The organism is Photobacterium kagoshimensis (assembly GCF_050337045.1).
GTDB classification, from domain to species: Bacteria; Pseudomonadota; Gammaproteobacteria; order Enterobacterales; family Vibrionaceae; genus Photobacterium; species Photobacterium kagoshimensis.
This window is the reverse complement of record NZ_JAKJSO010000010.1, coordinates 185,232-201,824: the sequence shown is the minus strand read 5'-3', so window position 1 is coordinate 201,824 and position 16,593 is coordinate 185,232. Positions and strand designations below refer to the sequence as shown.

The 16,593-nt window shown below is 42.5% G+C and carries 16 protein-coding genes; 8 read left to right on the top strand and 8 right to left on the bottom strand.

Annotated features, from left to right (window positions below; translation table 11 throughout):
- Nucleotides 1–211: 211 nt before the first annotated feature.
- The 3 genes from L4C35_RS06565 to pdhA are packed head-to-tail and all read right to left on the bottom strand — an operon-like array spanning nt 212 to nt 3,517.
- Nucleotides 212–1,459, bottom strand: coding sequence for a dihydrolipoamide acetyltransferase family protein (locus L4C35_RS06565; protein ID WP_428462124.1), 1,248 nt, complete (start codon nt 1,457–1,459; stop codon nt 212–214).
- On the bottom strand, nt 1,456–2,439 hold the full coding sequence (locus tag L4C35_RS06560; RefSeq protein WP_428462123.1) for an alpha-ketoacid dehydrogenase subunit beta: 984 nt from the start codon (nt 2,437–2,439) through the stop codon (nt 1,456–1,458). Before L4C35_RS06560 ends, L4C35_RS06565 begins: the two co-directional genes overlap by 4 nt.
- A complete protein-coding gene (gene pdhA, locus L4C35_RS06555) occupies nt 2,432–3,517 on the bottom strand; it encodes a pyruvate dehydrogenase (acetyl-transferring) E1 component subunit alpha (RefSeq protein WP_428462122.1) in 1,086 nt (361 codons plus the stop codon). The genes L4C35_RS06560 and pdhA overlap by 8 nt, the downstream gene beginning before the upstream one ends.
- Nucleotides 3,518–3,989: 472 nt before the next feature.
- Here pdhA and L4C35_RS06550 point away from each other — a divergent pair, with 472 nt between their 5' ends.
- From L4C35_RS06550 to L4C35_RS06535, 4 genes are all read left to right on the top strand, one after another.
- The gene (locus tag L4C35_RS06550; RefSeq protein WP_428462121.1) at nt 3,990–4,442 is read left to right on the top strand and encodes an MOSC domain-containing protein; all 453 of its coding nucleotides are present in this window, start codon (nt 3,990–3,992) and stop codon (nt 4,440–4,442) included.
- Between the two features lie 117 nt (nt 4,443–4,559).
- On the top strand, nt 4,560–5,015 hold the full coding sequence (locus L4C35_RS06545) for a hypothetical protein (RefSeq protein ID WP_428462120.1): 456 nt from the start codon (nt 4,560–4,562) through the stop codon (nt 5,013–5,015).
- 244 nt (nt 5,016–5,259) lie between these two features.
- A complete protein-coding gene (locus L4C35_RS06540) occupies nt 5,260–6,174 on the top strand; it encodes a cation diffusion facilitator family transporter (protein ID WP_428462119.1) in 915 nt (304 codons plus the stop codon).
- 1,094 nt (nt 6,175–7,268) lie between these two features.
- The gene (locus tag L4C35_RS06535) at nt 7,269–8,849 is read left to right on the top strand and encodes an EAL domain-containing protein (protein ID WP_428462118.1); all 1,581 of its coding nucleotides are present in this window, start codon (nt 7,269–7,271) and stop codon (nt 8,847–8,849) included.
- Nucleotides 8,850–8,925: 76 nt separating this feature from the next.
- Here L4C35_RS06535 and nagZ read toward each other — a convergent pair whose 3' ends face one another.
- A complete protein-coding gene (gene nagZ / locus L4C35_RS06530) occupies nt 8,926–9,930 on the bottom strand; it encodes a beta-N-acetylhexosaminidase (protein WP_428462117.1) in 1,005 nt (334 codons plus the stop codon).
- A 368-nt stretch (nt 9,931–10,298) separates the two neighbouring features.
- Between nagZ and L4C35_RS06525 the strand changes: the two genes are divergently transcribed.
- Entirely contained in the window at nt 10,299–10,787 is a 489-nt protein-coding gene (locus L4C35_RS06525) for a DUF1097 domain-containing protein (RefSeq protein ID WP_428462116.1), read from the top strand.
- 186 nt (nt 10,788–10,973) lie between these two features.
- On the opposite strand, the gene L4C35_RS06520 is transcribed toward L4C35_RS06525, so the two are convergent.
- Complete coding sequence (locus L4C35_RS06520; protein WP_428462115.1) at nt 10,974–11,363, bottom strand: hypothetical protein; 390 nt, start codon at nt 11,361–11,363, stop codon at nt 10,974–10,976.
- A gap of 372 nt (nt 11,364–11,735) precedes the next feature.
- Nucleotides 11,736–12,365, bottom strand: a complete 630-nt coding sequence (locus L4C35_RS06515) for an outer membrane beta-barrel protein (RefSeq protein WP_428462114.1) — start codon at nt 12,363–12,365, stop codon at nt 11,736–11,738.
- 315 nt (nt 12,366–12,680) lie between these two features.
- Here L4C35_RS06515 and L4C35_RS06510 point away from each other — a divergent pair, with 315 nt between their 5' ends.
- Complete coding sequence (locus L4C35_RS06510) at nt 12,681–12,929, top strand: hypothetical protein (RefSeq protein ID WP_428462113.1); 249 nt, start codon at nt 12,681–12,683, stop codon at nt 12,927–12,929.
- Nucleotides 12,930–13,025: 96 nt separating this feature from the next.
- On the opposite strand, the gene L4C35_RS06505 is transcribed toward L4C35_RS06510, so the two are convergent.
- Nucleotides 13,026–13,778, bottom strand: coding sequence for a 1-acylglycerol-3-phosphate O-acyltransferase (locus tag L4C35_RS06505; protein WP_428462112.1), 753 nt, complete (start codon nt 13,776–13,778; stop codon nt 13,026–13,028).
- 727 nt (nt 13,779–14,505) lie between these two features.
- Between L4C35_RS06505 and L4C35_RS06500 the strand changes: the two genes are divergently transcribed.
- Together L4C35_RS06500 and L4C35_RS06495 are read left to right on the top strand one after the other, a co-directional pair.
- The gene (locus tag L4C35_RS06500; protein ID WP_428462111.1) at nt 14,506–15,006 is read left to right on the top strand and encodes an NlpC/P60 family protein; all 501 of its coding nucleotides are present in this window, start codon (nt 14,506–14,508) and stop codon (nt 15,004–15,006) included.
- A gap of 260 nt (nt 15,007–15,266) precedes the next feature.
- Complete coding sequence (locus L4C35_RS06495; RefSeq protein WP_428462110.1) at nt 15,267–15,749, top strand: YbaK/EbsC family protein; 483 nt, start codon at nt 15,267–15,269, stop codon at nt 15,747–15,749.
- 78 nt (nt 15,750–15,827) lie between these two features.
- On the opposite strand, the gene L4C35_RS06490 is transcribed toward L4C35_RS06495, so the two are convergent.
- Nucleotides 15,828–16,514 carry a DUF2076 domain-containing protein gene (locus tag L4C35_RS06490; protein WP_428462109.1) on the bottom strand — a complete coding sequence of 229 codons (687 nt, stop codon included), beginning with the start codon at nt 16,512–16,514 and terminating at the stop codon, nt 15,828–15,830.
- Nucleotides 16,515–16,593: the final 79 nt, after the last annotated feature.

The window sequence follows — 16,593 nt, the reverse complement described above, 5'->3', positions numbered from 1 at the left end:
TAAATGATAAAGCAGGGAAACAATGAATTAGCTTATATCTGGTTATTATTTGTTACATTTTACCGTTCTGATCATGAGAACTTTCCGCCAAATGAAAAACACAAGCAAAGCGCTATCATACTTGTGTTTTGTTTGAGTCGTTGGTCGAGAAAGCGCGTAACACGCACATGATAGACGCTCAGTTATTTTTAGATGAAAGTGAAGAAAACACTCATGATTTAGTGAAGTCTTTGTCCTGTAAATGTGCAACTAAGGCTTTCATAAATCGCGCGGCTTCACCGCCTGTACAGGCACGGTGATCAAAAGTCATTGATAATGGGAGTGCATTTACTTGTTCGACTTTCCCGTTAGTGAGTACCAGTTTCTTGATGATCCTACCCGCACCAACAATCGCGACTTGCGGAGGCGAGACAACAGGGGTGGCATAAATGCCGGCTATTGCGCCAAAGTTGGTGAGCGTAATGGTGCCGTGCTGCAGCTGCTCTCGGCCAATTTTCCGTGCTTTTATACCTGCGACAGTGTCGTTAATCCACTCTCTAATGTCTTCGGCCTGGAACTCATCCGCATGGCGGATCACGGGAACATAAAGCCCATACTGGCTGTCTACTGCAACCCCAATATTCACCATACTATGGACGCAGCGCGTCATGGTATCAGGATCAAACCACGCATTAAGTGCGGGTTCTTTTTTACAGGCGGCGACAATGGCTTGTACTAAGCGAGTGGTAATATCTTCATTGGTCGCCCATGTACTTAATATGGCCTCTTCGGTAATAGTGACGGCTGCTATTTGCTGGTGCGCTTTAGCCATACTAGCCGCCATGCTGCGACGCGCTCCTCTTAACATTTCAGTACCTGGCCGTTGTTGATCGCTAGCTTGATGTACATCGCAGTCGAGGATCACCCCATCGGGGCCAGAGCCTTGAATATGGTGTAAATCTATACCGAGCTTTTGTGCTAAAACGCGTGCAGAAGGGAGTGCAGTGATCACCATTTTTTCATCGTGTGACTGCTCGTTGCCAACCCAAAATTCATCGATATTGATGTTGTGGCTTGTTTGAGAAACATTGCCGACCACTGTTGCAGCATCTTTTGTGGAATTGGGCGCGCTTGAGTTGTGAGCACTTGGCTCATGCGTTTTTGAGCTGCTAGGTGCTGTTGTTTCACTGTTGACTGAAGGCGGTGAAGGTAAGCTTGCCCCAGAAGCCGCAGTTGTTGCGGTTACTTGCTCATCAATTTCGACAAGTAGGCTGCCGATATTAATAATGTCGCCTTCATTACCCTGTCTACTGGTGATAAGGCCGCTGTAAGGGGCGGGGACATCGACGGTGGCTTTGGCGGTTTCAACGGTTAGGATAACCTGATCGAGTGTTACAACGTCACCAACGTTGACGTGCCACTCGACAATTTCAGATTCAGCTAGACCTTCACCGAGATCGGGCAATGTAAATGCTTTCATTTCCAACCCTCCACTAATTCTCTGGCAGCCGCAATAATGTCTGCTTCTTGGATCATGAAGTAGTCTTCATTACGGTAGTAAGGCATTACAGTGTCCATCCCTGTTACGCGCTTTGGCGGTGCTTTCAATAAACACATGGCGTGTTCTGCTGTGCGGGCAATAATTTCGCCACCCACTCCCCCAGTTTTACAGGCTTCATGAACAAGCAGTAGCCTGCCTGTTTTTTCCAGCGAGGCAAAGATAGTGCGCATGTCTAACGGTTGAATTGAGGCAACATCGATTACTTCAGCTTCGATGCCTTGTTTAGAGAGTTGATCGGCTGCTTGCAAGGATTCAACTACGCACGCTCCCCAGGTGACTAAGGTAATATCGCGACCTTTACGTAGCGTAAAACAGGTATCAAGTGGTAGCGCATTACCATTATCTTCAACGTTAGATTTAACAGTCCGATAGATACGCTTAGGCTCAAAAAACATCACAGGGTCGTTACTGCGAATGGCGGCAAGCAGCAAACCATATGCGCGCTGTGGTGATGATGGGATCACCACTTTAAATCCCGGCGTGTGGGCAAACAGCGCTTCAATACTTTCAGAGTGATGCTCTGGTGCATGAATACCACCACCAAAAGGGGCACGAAAAACGGCTGGGCAGGTAAGGCGGCCACGGGTTCTATTACGCAATCGTGCAGCATGACACATCAAATGCTCTAGTGCTGGAAAGACAAAGCCTTGGAATTGAAATTCAGCTACAGGACGCAACCCTTGGCTTGCCATGCCTACTGTTACACCACCAATCAAAGCCTCGGCGAGTGGGGAATCGATAACACGCTTGCAGCCGAATTTGTCTTTAAGTCCAACCGTAGCTCGGAAAACACCGCCGTTATCACCGACATCCTCACCCAGGACGATGACTTTCGGATTGCTTGCCATTTCATGGTGCAAGGCTAGGTTAACAGCTTCTAATAACGTCATCTCAGCCATGTTTCGCTCCTTGCATACGCATTGCTTTGTTGATGATGGCATCACGCTGTTGATGTAAATCATCACTGAGCGATTCGTATAAATAATCGAACGCGGACTCAGGCGCTTGTGGAATAATCGCGAGGTAACGCTCAACCGCAGCTTCTACGTCTTTTCTACACCGCTCTAATAACTCGGTTTCGTCTTGTTCGCTCCATAAATCAGCTTGTATGAGGTAGTGTTTAAGGCGACTAATTGGCTCGTATTGCCACGCTTGTTGTAGTTCATCTTCACTGCGGTAGCGGCTGGCATCATCGGCGGTGGTGTGGTCACTTAAACGGTAGCTAATTGCTTCTATTAGCGTCGCTCCTTTGCCTTTGTAGGCATGGTCAAGTGCCGTACGGACAGCATCAAGCATGGCAACCACATCGTTACCATCCACTGTGATCCCTGGGATCCCTGCGCCTTTTGCTTTATCGGCAAGAAATGCTGCACCACATTGAATTTCGCGCGGAACAGAGATCGCCCACTGGTTGTTGTTGATGACAAAAACTAAGGGAACATTCCAGCTACCAGCACAGTTAATAGACTCTAAAAAATCGCCTTTGGAGGTTGCACCATCACCACAGGTTACTAGTGCTGCATGGTGTCCACCTTCGATTTTAAGTGCTGCTGCGACGCCGACAGCATGGGTACATTGGGTGGCAATAGGCACACAAAAAGGGAGGTCGTGCGGAACAGATTCAGAGTGAAAATCACTACCACGTTCATCGCCACCCCAATATTGGAGGTTTTTTTCCATCGCAATGCCACGTGCCCACATAGCTGGCATATCACGATAATAGGGTATAAAAACATCGTCAGGTTTTAGTGTACGACCAATGGCAATACCTATGGCTTCTGCACCAAGGTGTGACGGATAAGTACCGAGTTTGCCTGTGCGTTGAAGCGCGACGGCTTTGTTGTCGTACACGCGGGTAAGCACCATGTCACGGTAGTAGCCAACCAGCATGTCATGATTTAACCAAGCAGGCAGCGGAGCAACCCGAGCGCCTGTGTGATCAATGAATCGATGCATCGGCATTGCTTGAACATTCATCTCAAGCTCCTTGTCTCGCAGCTACAATGGTTAGCTGCAATAGATGAACCCGTGTTTATCGTCACAGATTAACGACCATGTCATAGCGGCTGGTCTGACATCTTATTCGCACATTTACCTTACAGTCAGAGTTTTTACGCGTTTGATCCATCAAACTTAGCGTTAAGTGATGATAAACCTAATAGGTTAAGTGTAACTAAAATGTTAAATTGCGCATGAGATACTAATGAATTAATCAGTAAAGAATTCAATACAGTAGGAAATGCTGAAAATGAGCCTGTTCGATCCTTTATATTGGATGAATATCTTATGGAAAGGCTTAGTCGCTGTAGATGGCTTAAGTGCATAAAGGGTAAAAGAAAACGGTGTGCTTATGTTTTAACCAAAATGATGGGGACATTGAGGGTGGGTTAGTACCAGAAATATGGCAAGATACCTTATTCGTCGCATTGAATAATAAAAGGAAGTAAGGATGGAAGTATTAGCGATTGCTAAACGTGAAAAATCACGTGCCCCAATGGAAGAAATGACACAAGCTGCGATCACAACCGAGCAAGGTGTTGTCGGTGATTTTCGTGGTAAACCCGGAAAACGTCAGCTAACGGTGTTGAGCGCAGAGTCGTGGCAAGATGCCTGTAACGATGTGAGTGCTGAACTTCCTTGGACAGTGCGTCGTTCTAATATTTTGGTCAAGGGTATCCGCTTTAGCGAAATGAACGTCGGCGATGTGATCCAAATTGGTGATGTGAAACTAGAAATCACCTGCGAGACAGATCCCTGTCCTCGTATGGATGAGCAGCATCAAGGGCTGACACAAGCGCTTATGCCAGACTGGCGCGGTGGAGTATGTTGCCGTGTGCTTGCAGATGGTGAAGTAAATGTGGGTGACGAGGCGATTTTGTTATCTGCTGGTGGCGTTATTTAAAGACGGTTCGATGACTGTTTATATTTGTCTCACCAATGAGAAAAATAGCGCTTCGTTTTACCGTGGCGCTATTTTCGGTCAATACTGACAATACGTATTGACGGGAAGGCTCTGACAATGAAAAGCATGTTGTTACCTCTTTTAAGCTGTCTGACTGCATGCAGCTCTCAGCAAGCCGCCGAACAACCGTTGAATGTGAGCCAGTATGTTGAACAGACTTGCTATAGCTCTGCGTCAAATGAACTGTCTTCTTCGTTCGATTCCTTCCTTCGTGATCGTAAAGATGAGCTCGCCAACCTACGCCCAGAGCTGACAGATGAAAATTTCCAACAATTACATTTTGCACTTGGTCACTTTTCAACGTATTGGGAGCAGCTAGAAATTGAACGAAATCAAGCCTGTGAACAGTGGGCAGCTTGTCAGTTTATCACCGAAAGCAGTCATGCTGCCTTTAGCATGCAACCATCACCACATTGCGAAGCGCCAAACTTTGAATACAATGTCAGCCGCGTAAAAATGGTGACCTTTTTAACTGACGTTGCAAACTTACAATTACAACGTTCAGGCGAATAGTTTTCATGTAACTCTCGGTTACTTTACTTGTGCAACACAGGTAACGAGGGGGCTTTATGCGTGAAAGTTGGTATTTATAAAATCATGTTAGATTTACTTATTCAATATAAAGGCTTGATTTTAAAGTTGAGTTTACTTATACATATTACATGTATTTTTTTAACATTTAGTACCATTGTTATATTCGAAAATGATACTTAGCATAATTTGACCAACATTTTTTTCACTGGTGATAGGAGGTTCTATGGCTACTTGCCGTAAAATCAGTAAGGAACGTTTAGCTCTTAAACTCTCTCTTGTGGGGACCATTTTACTGGCCACAATGGGGATTGGTTATGGATTGTATGTCGGATCCAACGCCATATTGCTAGACGGCATGTTTTCACTTCTTAGTATGGGTATGACAGGGCTTAGTCTGTATACCGCTTACCTTGTAACCAAACCTGACGACAGACAGTTTCAGTTTGGTTATGCGCATATCGAGCCTCTGATCAATGTCGTCAATGGCTTGCTTATCTTAGTTACGTGTCTATGGGCGTTTATCGGTGGTGTGCAATCCATTGTCGAAGGCGGACACGATATTGTGCTCGAACATGCGCTTGTTTATGCTGTTATTTCGACCGTAAGCTGTTTTGCTATTTACTTTACTGAAACCCATATTGCGAAGAGTATCGAATCTGAATTGGTACGTGTTGACTCGCAAGAGTGGATGATAGATGGCATTTTAAGTGCAGCCTTGTTAGTGGGCTTCCTGGTTGTTATGGCACTTGATTCGCTTGGTTACTCTCGCTGGAATGCTTATGTGGATCCTATTTTGGTGTCTGCGCTGGCAATCTCTGCATCTGTTTTACCTATTCGAGTATTAAGCCGTAACCTGCGTGAAGTGCTGTTAGTCGCCCCTAAAGGTAAAGTGCAAGAGCGGGTCGATGGTGTTATTGCTGCTATCTCAAAGCAGTATGAGTTTGATGACTATACCCACCATTTGGCAAAAACAGGTCGCCAATATGACTTGGAAATTAATATTCTGGTCGATAGTAATCCACGTTGGACAACCCAACGCCAAGACGCTATTCGTCAGGTGATTTGGGATAAATTGAAAGGTGAATTAGGCGATACTTGGCTATCGGTGAGTTTTACCACTCAGGAACGTTGGCTATAACGAACAAAAGCGATAACGCCTTGAACTAAAAGCTAATAATGTCACTAGTGATATTGTTAGCTTTTTGCTATTAGTTTTTCTTATTCCAGCTTGGTAATTTATTCATTCGCGGTGACACTTTTAGCAAGGCAAAATACGGCGGGTCAAAGAGGGGCAAACGCTGTTAAATTTGATCTATAGCACAGCTTAGCCGTCTCTTGTCTTATACTTAAGAGGTCAAGATAGCGACTTGTTTTATTTTTTACTAACCTCGATTGTTATTGGTGGTCGTCATACCTTTGGTTTGCATTATCGCTCTGGCGCATCCTTTGTGGCGGTGAATGTGAGTTTTACGTATTTCGTATCACAGCTAAATAACTTTTAGGTGTAAAAGTAAGCGTTTTGAGGTATCTTAATTCGAGTCTAAAAATTGCTTCTAATTGTTATGAAGAGGCATTTTTTAGACCTAATGAGAAACTGCTTTTTTGCTCAGATTTGCAGTTTGAAATAATTTAATCTTATAAGGTCAGTTTATGGAAATCGTTTTGGTTATCGCATTTATTGTTGGTGGCATTTACGTCATTACGCGTGAGAAAAAATGCACTAAAAACGTTGATTATTCGCGCGACTCACTTTAATCCTCTTTTTGCGATAATCAACCAATAGATGCCAATCTAAACATATGTTTAGGTTGGTCGTTTTTTTGATTCCTACCACTTTATCCATTCCTTTCTGTATTCGCGCTTATTGTTGGTTTTACTCTACTCGTCACTAAGTCGTGATGGTGTACAACCATACACACTGTTCAAGTAATTATGCGTATTAAGCTGATAATCATGCGCAAAAGAAATCTCCGATTTATTTATAGATGTATCACGACCTGTTTGATTTGATTTTGTATTTATTGTAACGCTTTATCCATTAAGACATGATCTAAGTCGTATATATAGCAACGATTTTGCTTGTTAAGTTGTCAATTTATCAATATCTTTTACTAACACATGGATGTGCTCTGTTGCACATGAATAATGATATTTGATTTCTAATTATTTCATCGTATGCCTTCATATAGTCAATCTTCAACACCATTAAAAATAAGCGCTTTGTTCAGTTCAATGAACCTAAGCAACTGGTTAGCTAGCCTACTATTAATGGTATTTTGCGGCCTATTACTTGTTTCGACGAGTGGTTACGCATCAAAGCTTTATTTGCAGTACACCATTAGTAGTGATGCAAAAAACATGCTTCAACTGTACAACAAGCAAATGGATTCCTTTGATAACAAGCTGGAAATGTTATCTAAATTGTTTCTATTTGATTGCATGGCCTTAGATCGCCATCAGTTAAAGTATGTCACGTACAATGATTATGCTTTACGGCGTTTGTCGCTGCATAACTTGGATGGATCGCAATGTTCAAGTTTTGATGGAGCAAGTGGTGAAGACACGCTCGCACCTTTGATTCATTCTTTGTCAGCAAATGTTTCTTTGTGGGTGACATCTGGCTCTAGAAATGAGCAAAACTTATTGGTGGCGAAGTGGCAGGGTGAAAAGGGCTCGCTCTATGTGCACATGGAACCGATAGTGACGGAAGCGGTTCGTCATAAATATTGTGAAAACTGTGTCTTAACGGCTATTTCGGCCGTTGATAACCCGACAATCTCATTCTGGCGTGGTGATGCCGCGCTATTTAGCCAGCCCATTTTGTTTAATACTCGCTTAGATAATGGCATCAATATTCGCGTCTATGTGTCGGCGGAGTTGCAATCAATTTATTACCGTAAAGTGATTGTACCGCTATTTCTACTTGGCTTAGGCCTAGGTTTTATTGCATTAGTTGTTATACGGTTTTTTGAATTCAGGAAAATGTCGTTACATTCACTGGTTGAGCAGGGGATCTTACAGCGTGAGTTTATTCCCTACTATCAACCCATCGTTGATGTGTCGACCAATAGCTTATATGGCTGCGAAATGCTCGCGCGTTGGAAGCGTAACGGCCAAGGCTTAATTTCTCCGATGGAGTTCATTCCTTATGTTGAGAAAAGTGGACAAATCTTACCTATTACCGAGCAGCTTATTGAAAAAGCAATAGCGGACGTTTCCAAACTTAATTGGGGTGATACTCAGCAAGTGATCAGCGTCAATATTGTGCCGGATCAGCTCGAGCATGTGGAGGTTCTAGCCAACTCGTTAGCAATATTGGATCAATCACCATTGTTACCGTCGCAACTGGCATTTGAAGTTACTGAGCGTAAGCGCTTTACTAATTTAGCGATGGCATCACAAGTTATTGAAGCACTGCGCTTGCAGGGCATTGATGTGAAGCTAGATGATGCTGGCACGGGCTACGGTGGTTTTAGCTATATTCAGCAGTTGGATATCCGCAGTATTAAAATCGATAAAATGTTTGTTGAAACGATAGGAACCGCAGACCTTAAATTATCGTTATTAGACTCGATCATTGCTTTTGGACGTGAAGCCAAGATGGAAATGATTGCGGAAGGCGTTGAAACGGAAGAGCAGTCGCAGTATCTAGCTAAACATGGTGTCACTTTACAGCAAGGTTTCTATTTCGGCCGACCGATGCCGTTTAGAGATTTTGCTTATTATTGTAAGAGCATGGTGTCTCGTAAACCTTTGACTAAGCGTTTTAATATCCCGCCGACACTGCTGTATAACGAAGTAGATGAATGCTAATTCAGTGGTCATATATGAGTAAATAGCCCGCCAGATCCCCTTGTTGCGGGCTATTTAAGCTTAACGTGATAAAAGGCTAAGCATTCGTAGTCAGCCAGTCTTCTCGTAGTTTTAGAATCCTTGCTTGGGTCGTTTTCCAACGTTCAGTTCGAATCAGATCGCCATATTCACCGCAAGGACGTTTAAGTAAGGTGTTGAGGGCGGGTACTTGTGTTTGTGGTAAGCCATCCAGCGCTTCAACAGCACCGTCGCGGTTATTACATAGCATCACCATGTCACAGCCTGCTTGCTGAGCGGCAATGGCCCGCTCGCTATAATTACCGAGCACGTCAGCCCCTTTCATGTTCAGATCGTCAGAAAAAACCACGCCCTTGAAGCTAAGATCGTCACGAAGTACTTTTTTGAGCCAATACTCAGAACCACTTGCGGGTTGATCATCATAGGCATCAAAAACAACGTGAGCTGGCATCATTGCATCAAGTAGATTGCTCTCGATTAGTTGCTTAAATACAGTCATATCATGCTGTTTGATGGTGTCGCGAGAATCGACTGGCGTTTCTAAGTGTGAATCTGCCAATACGCCACCATGGCCAGGGAAGTGTTTTCCTGTCGCCGCCATGCCGGCTTCTTTCATACCTTTGATAAACTGAGCGGCGTAAGTAAAGACTTGTTGCGGATCATCTGAGAAAGCGCGATCACCAATGGCCTTACAATCAAACCCAAGATCTAACACTGGCGCTAAACTCAGATCGATATCCATAGCTAACAGCTCAGCAGCCATGAGCCAGCCACCTTGAAGTGCTAATGCTTGTCCTTCTTTTTGAGCAGCAAAAGCTTTTGCTGGTGGAAGAAGGGTGAATTCATCGCGAAAGCGTTGCACACGGCCACCTTCTTGATCGACGGCAATAAGAAGTGGACGCTTAGCGGTTTGGCGAATGTCTTTCACTAATGCTCGTAATTGGGCGCGGTCGTGGTAATTACGTGCAAAAAAGATAATACCACCCACCGTTGGGTGTTGAATAATTTCACGTTCTTCAGCATCTAGCTCATAGCCAGATACATCAAGCATTAATGGGCCCATGGTCACTCCGCAGTAGGCTAAATAACAGCACTATCATCATTGTCTATAGCAAGGTATCAGGCTGTTATCAGTACATAATTTTAGTGGCAATAACTTAGCATAGTAATAAATATCCGCAATTTATTATCGACGGCACTATTGATTGTTTCCTTATGTAAACACAAAGGTGATAAAGAGAGATGCTGTCTGTTGGTCAAATCGCTCAACCTATAGACTGTTATAGCGAGGTAGGCCAAAAATGGGTGATTAAGATCCCATTTGTGTTGTATTGACGCATTTGTGTTGCTCATTTTTGTGATCTAGCTTACTGAGATGGCTGCGTCGCTTGTTTAGACTGTTTCCTTAATAAAATAGTTAGGTTGATTTATATGTCAGTGCTAGTTGCAATCGCGATCACTACGGGTATTTTGTCGGGTATTTGGGGGTGGGTTGCTGTCTCTTTAGGCTTACTCAGTTGGGGCGGCTTTCTTGGCTGCACAACGTATTTTGCATCACCCAAAGATGGCTTGAAAGGACTTGGCTTAAGCATGGCGACCAACCTAAGCGGTGTTTTTTGGGCCATGGTTATCATCAAGCTTTCTAGTGTGTTTAGCCTAGAGATCATTGGCTATGTCGTCACCGCGATTGTCGCATTTTTTATGTGCGTACAAGCTAAGCAGACATGGCTAAATTTCATACCGGGCACCTTTATCGGTTCGTGTGCAACATTTGCAGCGAATGGTGACTGGCAACTTGTCGTGCCTTCGTTATTACTGGGCGTGGTATTTGGCTATTGCATGAAATCTTCGGGTTTATGGCTAAAAGAAAGATTAGATGCAGCTCCTAAGGCATTAAACTCGGCTGATGAGCCTCAGTAGGTTAGGTGTTTTGACATAAAGGTCACTCTAGCCACAGTTACAAAACTAAATGACGTATTTAGAGAAAAGCCCCTCTCAGCATTTTGTTGAGAGGGGCTTTTTGTATAGTGTCGATACTCGTGATAGAGAGTGGTTACGTTAATAGCAATCTCTATTTTGCTAGCAATATGTCTTAGAAAATGAGCTTTAAAGTGTTTCTGACAATTGTGGGTATTCGGCTTGTATTGCTGTTGTCTGTTGGTTGAAATTAGGTACAGTCGTACGGCCAAGCATAGATAGCGTTACTAACCATGTAGCGTACGGAATTTTGGCTTCACCATCACGCCAGCGTTTAATCATACGGCCTGCGTTACCACGAGAGGCTGAAGACCCTAGCATATATGCGATATCTGTTTCTGAAAGGCCTAGTAAGGCTTTTAGAGCGTCTAACGCTTCATTGATTTCAATTTGTGACGGATGCTGCCAGCCGATAAGCGGCGACTTGATGTTTTGCGGAGCATTATGGTTGTCGGCTAACCATTGTAAAAAAGTAGATGTTGATTTCATAAAGCGAAAGTCGGTAGTTAATTTGTCCATAGTAGGTACGCTTCTTGTTTTTTCCATGATGAGGCTATGCTACTTCTTAATGAGTAGGTTATAGCACGTTGCTATTATTCGTAGTCTGCTCTGTGTATGACAGCCTATCGGATTTAATGCACATAATTTTTTAAATACACCATCCTGTATTTGAACGGTGTTTGATTAATGTGGATTCTATACTGATCTCTGTACCTTTATCAATCTTACTTTTCAATTAATATATATATTAAATAAGAATTGAGATAACTAGTTATTAATAATCCTTTATAATCATGCATTAGCATCCAATAAGGATGCTGGTTAACTTCTAACCTTGTATTTATAAATTAGAGCAATTTTCGAAATGTGAGATTTCATTCTTATTACCCTCTAAAAACGATAGTTGGCACCAAAATATATAAAGGTCAGCATATTGTTAGTGATTTTTAGAACGTCATTAGAGTGTTCTTTTTTATTTTTAGCTGTACTTCGCAGTGCAGAGAATCGCATGCCAAAATCGAGTGTAAAGTGGTTTCCGATACGGCCAACAATGCCGGTTTGCGCGCCGTAGGTAAAACCTGAAGAAGCGTAACTGTAAAAATCACTTTGGCTGTCTATTGTCTCTCGTTGATGGAAACCAGCATGGATACCAGCGTAAGGGCTCCAATGACGTTGGGACAAGAAGATGTATTCTGCACTGACAAGGTGCAAAGCGATATCATCGGTTGTTTTCATCATGAGACTATTATCGTCACTGTATACTTCGGTCTCAGTATCGTGTTGTTCAAAAGTGTAGAAGATCCGATATTGATTAGTATCAGACACCCAACCGATATCAATTCCAAATCCACCGTATATACCAGAAATCATTAAAGGTGATTCATTGTCATTGTCAGCATCTAGATCTTGGTTATAGTCGATTGCACTAAGACCTAACTTACTACCAAGGTACACGGAAGCATGTGCAGAATAAGGTGAAAACAGTAAGGCTACAAAGATTATTCTTATGATTTTAGTCATGAAAAAACGAATGCTGTTAATTAGAAAGGCCTATCATATACATTGTCAGGGCAATAATAAAATATCGTTTTATTGAGGTTTCTCCTTATTGGATGATTTTTTTCGAGGCTTCAATATGTATTACTGTTTAAATGGTAAAAAGTGCTTCTATATTATAACTTTACATACTTTTCTAACGTTGTAGTTTTGTTGCTGATAAAATTTCAAACGGGTACTCTTGGTCTACAAAACTAAGTATCTACACCTTCATATGATTAAAAAATAGACACAAAGCGCTATAGTTAAAATGATGCAACCACTGCGGAGGAGGTAATTATGGTGCTTTCAGAGTGTAAAAGTCTTTATCAGGATCAGCGCATTATTGAAGCTAGAGTTGTCCATGATTTCTTAAGTGCAGGATGGGGGGTGCATTTTATTGACAAAAATGGGCAAGATCATCCTGTGACAGATACCTATGGGAACCCATGTAGTTTTGATTCATTGCAACAAGCGGAGGCGATTGTTCACCAAGTTGGTGAGTGCCCAATTGCGATTGATTCATTATTTCGTTTTGCTGAACGTTAGCTATGAGTAACTTGTACTTTGTGAAATGAAGCCTTTGTCTATAAAAACAGCCCAAAGTTGATCTTTGGGCTGTTTGCTTTTAATACGGTGAAATGTTTAATCTGCTTGTAACGAAGCGCTTTGCTGCGCTTCTAATTGTGCGACTTCTTTATCTAGCTCTTCAATTTTATCTGACATCAGTTTATGGCAGTGATCGGCTAAAGCTCGCGCATCATTAGTGCTGTACGCAGATACGTCGATAGGCTCAAGCATTTCAGCTATTACAACGCCATTCGTACGGCGGTTAAGATCAATCTTGTTGTGGGTTGTGCTTACACACATAGGGATGATCGGTACGCCAGCTTCAATGGCCATACGAAAAGCCCCTGTTTTGAATGGCAGTAAGCCGCGACCTTTACTGCGGGTGCCTTCTGGGTAAATCCAAACTGACAAGTTACGTTGATGAATGGCTTCAACAACTTGCTTGATCGTATTACGCGCCTTTGATTTGTTCTCACGATCGATCAGGATATTACCTGTGATCCAATAGAGTTGGCCAAAAAAGGGTAACCACAATAAGCTTTTTTTACCTAGCGATACAGTACGAGGCTGAAGCATACCCGGTGCCGTTACAAAGTCAAAAACACTTTGGTGATTAGAGATATAAACACTGTTACCTGCGTTTGTTGCTCGTTCAGTCCCGCGCTGAATAATTTGTAGCCCTACTAGCTTATGAAGTTGATTGAACCAACGACAGAAAAAGTGGACGTGCTTAGGATCGCGTGGGCTGAATAAGCAATAAACAAGCGCGAACAGTGTCATAAAGATGATAAAAAATGCCGCAAGGACTATGCGGATAAAACTAAGCACATTGACTCCCTAATCAAAGCTGAGGTCGTATCTTATTGATACGAATAAGGTATAAAAACAAGTTTACTTTACATAAGTAGGTTTAAGAGTTCTGGTTTTATTTCACAGAATGGTAACAAACTTATTTTTCAAAATCATGTGTAACAAATGCTGTGGCAATACATAAATCTTAATAAGAAACAATACACTAGTTGCATTGCGCCACTATGTTAGGTGCATTATGAAAGGAAATATCAATGATAGCTAGGGTTGTTGATCTTTCGAGGTGATTTTTGCAGCAATTGTGGATTCTTTATACAAGGTTAAGTCTATGTGGCGTCGTTGCTCTGTGTAAATGAGCTTTAATATATTGGCTTCTTAGCTAACGCATAAAAGCGGTTTGATGCATCCACTTGCGGTTTGTTGATGAAGTGTTATTTCATTTAGGTTGTGATTTAAATCCAAAGAGTGAATATTTAGTCAAATTGACGTTAGAGGTATTCGTTACTTTTATGCAATATAGGTAAACCATTTAATAAAGCAGTGTTAGTTAGGGCTAGTGAAAGTCTATATGTGTTCAGTGCTTTCAGTTTTTTACTAAGTGATTGAATAGTTGGTTTAATTTATTCTGTTGTGTGGAGTTTGAGGCTTACGCTTGTAAAGCCTCTTTTTTTTACATTTTCTTTCTGTCTTTGTCACTCTTTGTCATCCATAATGAATCTATCATTTATGAGGGGTTTCACTGCACGTGGCAAATGGATTTTCAAGTTCTATAACGTTATTCTTCTTGGTTATTCTTTCTGGGTGTTCATCATCAAAACAAGTCGCCGCACCGCAGGCGCAAACGGTAACTGCATCTGCTGCGAAAGTGCCGCTTAATTCTTCTGTGAGCTTTGTGCATGTTTATGATGAGTGGAGGGGAACGCCTTATCGCTTAGGTGGTACGACTAAACGCGGGATCGATTGTTCTGCTTTTGTTCAAGTTGGCTATTCAGATGTATACCAAACCATGTTACCTCGCACGACGGGCGAGCTTGCAACAATGGGCAAGCTGGTTTCGAAAAAGCAGGCAAAGTATGGGGATTTGGTGTTTTTTAAAACGGGTTACCGTTTACGTCATGTGGGTATCTATATTGGTAACAATGAGTTTATGCATGCATCTACTTCTAAAGGCGTGATTGTTTCGCGGTTAGATAATCCGTATTGGAAACGTGCGTTTTGGCAAATAAGAAGAATGCCTATTCAGTAACCTGTTTATACCAATCTAACTAAGTAACTGATCGTTCTTGCTGGTTAAAATCAATGATAACTGCGTTATAGATTTTGTAGATAGAACAACTAGCTATCTGCAATCTACGCCTTGTTTTCAGTGCTTTTTCCTGCGCAATCACCTGAACATTTACTTAGCCAGATTGGTATTAGTGATAGCTATCTCTGCTTTATTTACATTCGCGTAACCTGAAAACTAGGATCATACTTTAGCTGTTGTAATCTCTTTTGGAGGTGCTTATGGCTATGGCCATTACGGTGGGGCAATTTTTATGTGCTCACCATATTGATTTTAGTGTCGCTCATCACCGCCACACAGATACATCGTTTAGTTCTGCGGTATCCGCACATGTACCAGCCGCTAATGTCACCAAGGCGGTATTGTTAAAGACAGTCGCAGACGAGTATTTATTAGCGGTTGTACCTGCTAATCGCCGGGTAATGGTCGATAAGGTTAATATGCTGACGGGAAAGGTTTATACCTTAGTCGCTGAGCATGAACTGGCGGAGGTATTCCAAGATTGTGAACCGGGTGCTATTCCTTCTTTAGGGCCAGCTTACTCAATACCTATGTTGGTCGATGATGCGCTGATTGATAGAGATGAGTGGTTCATGGAAGCGGGGGATCATGAGAATTTGATCCATTTAGACAAAAAGCAATTCATGAAAATTATCCAAGACTGCCAACATAGAAACATTAGTAGTTACGCGATGCCATCATGAAATGTGAGAGTGTGAATAAAAGAGAAAAGGTAGATTTATACTCTACCTTTTCTTTTGTTTGATTATGATGAAAAGTGATTAAACGTCGTCAAAGTCGCCAAAATCATCCCCACCAAAACCGCTGTCGCCGCCGAAGAAGTCATCACTACCGCCAAATAGGCTGTCATCACTGTTGTTTGCTAATGTATCTTCACCGAATCCCGCAGAACCAAAGCCACCTTCACTTGAATCACCAAAGCCTGCATCACCAAAACCGCCAGTGCTACTGTCGGTATAATCTGATGCGAAACCACCTGTCGAATCGTCAAGGAAGCTGCTTGAACTGTCTTCTGCTGACGCAAGCGAATCAGTCGCGGCACTGTCATCGTTATTGAAAAGTGCATTACTTATCATGTTACCAGCCACCATACCAACGGCCACAGAGGCCGCTGTTTGCATAAAGCTACCAAACGCACTTGGTTGATTTGTAGGTTGAGGTGGTTGCGGTGCAGGGCGGTTACCCCCCATCATTTTGCTAAATGTGCCACGGTTAGCTTCTGATTTATGGTGCTCAACACACTTTTCTAAATAATCATTTTTTTGTTTTAGTTCTTTAAGCGCCATCTCTTGCACAAGTACCGCTTGTGTAAGCTTATAGATAGCGTCTTGTTGTGAGCCTATTTCATCTTTGATCAGCGTTTCAGCATCTTGATCTTTTGTTTTTTCAGGGCTTTGTTTCAGCTTGTTAGCCACATTTTGGATGAGTTCTTTTTCTTGTGGAGTCATCTTTACCTTCTCATTTCGCTAGTGGCATCAGCTTATGGTTATCCCCATGCCTAGCCATGTATTCTCTTTAGAATGCGTA

What these genes read in the sequence shown, in the direction of transcription:
- L4C35_RS06525 (WP_428462116.1), top strand. Translation starts at nt 10,299, where the DNA reads ATGTCAGTGCTAGTTGCAATCGCGATCACTACGGGTATTTTGTCGGGT.
- L4C35_RS06550 (WP_428462121.1), top strand. Translation starts at nt 3,990, where the DNA reads ATGGAAGTATTAGCGATTGCTAAACGTGAAAAATCACGTGCCCCAATG.
- nagZ (WP_428462117.1), bottom strand. Translation starts at nt 9,930, where the DNA reads ATGGGCCCATTAATGCTTGATGTATCTGGCTATGAGCTAGATGCTGAA.
- L4C35_RS06535 (WP_428462118.1), top strand. Translation starts at nt 7,269, where the DNA reads ATGAACCTAAGCAACTGGTTAGCTAGCCTACTATTAATGGTATTTTGC.
- L4C35_RS06515 (WP_428462114.1), bottom strand. Translation starts at nt 12,365, where the DNA reads ATGACTAAAATCATAAGAATAATCTTTGTAGCCTTACTGTTTTCACCT.
- pdhA (WP_428462122.1), bottom strand. Translation starts at nt 3,517, where the DNA reads ATGAATGTTCAAGCAATGCCGATGCATCGATTCATTGATCACACAGGC.
- L4C35_RS06560 (WP_428462123.1), bottom strand. Translation starts at nt 2,439, where the DNA reads ATGGCTGAGATGACGTTATTAGAAGCTGTTAACCTAGCCTTGCACCAT.
- L4C35_RS06510 (WP_428462113.1), top strand. Translation starts at nt 12,681, where the DNA reads ATGGTGCTTTCAGAGTGTAAAAGTCTTTATCAGGATCAGCGCATTATT.
- L4C35_RS06545 (WP_428462120.1), top strand. Translation starts at nt 4,560, where the DNA reads ATGAAAAGCATGTTGTTACCTCTTTTAAGCTGTCTGACTGCATGCAGC.
- L4C35_RS06565 (WP_428462124.1), bottom strand. Translation starts at nt 1,459, where the DNA reads ATGAAAGCATTTACATTGCCCGATCTCGGTGAAGGTCTAGCTGAATCT.
- L4C35_RS06520 (WP_428462115.1), bottom strand. Translation starts at nt 11,363, where the DNA reads ATGGACAAATTAACTACCGACTTTCGCTTTATGAAATCAACATCTACT.
- L4C35_RS06540 (WP_428462119.1), top strand. Translation starts at nt 5,260, where the DNA reads ATGGCTACTTGCCGTAAAATCAGTAAGGAACGTTTAGCTCTTAAACTC.
- L4C35_RS06495 (WP_428462110.1), top strand. Translation starts at nt 15,267, where the DNA reads ATGGCTATGGCCATTACGGTGGGGCAATTTTTATGTGCTCACCATATT.
- L4C35_RS06490 (WP_428462109.1), bottom strand. Translation starts at nt 16,514, where the DNA reads ATGACTCCACAAGAAAAAGAACTCATCCAAAATGTGGCTAACAAGCTG.